The sequence below is a fragment of the Synechococcus sp. H55.9 genome (assembly GCF_047462355.1).
In the GTDB taxonomy this organism is placed as follows: Bacteria; Cyanobacteriota; Cyanobacteriia; order Thermostichales; family Thermostichaceae; genus Thermostichus.
The window spans coordinates 3,144-4,224 of the sequence record NZ_JANSJB010000029.1 but is presented as its reverse complement, the minus strand read 5'-3'; the positions used below and the strand labels follow the sequence as shown (position 1 = coordinate 4,224).

At 59.9% G+C, this 1,081-nt stretch carries 1 protein-coding gene; it reads right to left on the bottom strand.

Annotated features, from left to right (window positions below; all coding sequences use genetic code 11):
* A partial coding sequence (pheS, locus tag NW857_RS05605) for a phenylalanine--tRNA ligase subunit alpha (protein ID WP_414335728.1) occupies positions 1-1,001 on the bottom strand: 1,001 nt, incomplete at its 3' end.
* Positions 1,002-1,081: the final 80 nt, after the last annotated feature.

The window sequence follows — 1,081 nt, the reverse complement described above, 5'->3', positions numbered from 1 at the left end:
TAAAACTGGGACAGAAAGCGCAGGTCGCTGCTGTAGAACAGCCGGATATCTTGAATGCCGTGTAGGAGCATGGCCATTCGCTCGATGCCGATCCCTGCCGCAAACCCGGTGTAGCGCTCCGGGTCATAGCCCACCGCCTGAAACACATTGGGATCCACCATGCCACAGCCGAAAATCTCCAGCCACTTGGAGCCAAAGCGCACGTCCATCTCGGCGGAAGGCTCGGTGAAGGGAAAATAGCTGGGGCGAAAGCGGGTTTCTCGCTGGCCCAACAGGCGAGTGACGAACTCCTTGAGGGTACCCTTCAGGTCGCAAAAGGTGAGGTTCTCGCCCACCGCCAAAATTTCCATCTGGTGAAATACGGCAGAGTGGGTGGCATCGACGGTATCGCGGCGCATCACTCGCCCGGCATGGACAATGCGCAGCGGCGGCTGGTGCTGCTCCATGTAGCGCACCTGCACCGAAGAGGTTTGGGTGCGCATCAGATAGCCCTTTTCTAGGTAGAGGGTATCCTGCATGTCCCGCGCCGGGTGGTCGGCAGGGGTGTTGAGGGCCTCGAAGTTGTAGTACTCCGTCTCGATCTCCGGGCCGTGCACCACCGTGTAGCCCATCCCCACAAAAATATCCAGCATGCGGTCGATGGTGGCCTGCAAAGGGTGGATCCGCCCCAGAGGCCGACGCGGCCCCGGCATGGTGACATCCAGCCGCTCTGCTTCTAGGCGCTGCAGCAGTTGAGCTTCGCCAAGGGCCTGCTTGCGCTGCTCCAGGCTGGATTGGAGAGACTCTTTGAAGGTGTTGGCCAAAGCGCCAATCGCAGGCCGTTCTTCTGGGGGCAGCTTCCCCATTCCTCCCAAGATCTTGGAGAGCTTGCCCTTTTTGCCCAGGTAGTCGATGCGGAGCTGCTCCAGAGCCTCCAGATCGGCGGCTTGTTCCACTTGGGCAAGCGCCTCACTTTGCAGGGTGAGAAGCTGCTGGCGGAGCGTGTCTTTTGCGTCTTGCATGGGGCCAATTCCAAGGGCAGAAGGGATCCCCGAAGGGCTGAATAAGTCCCTACAAAAGTATCACAGGAGGAAGCCCGGTC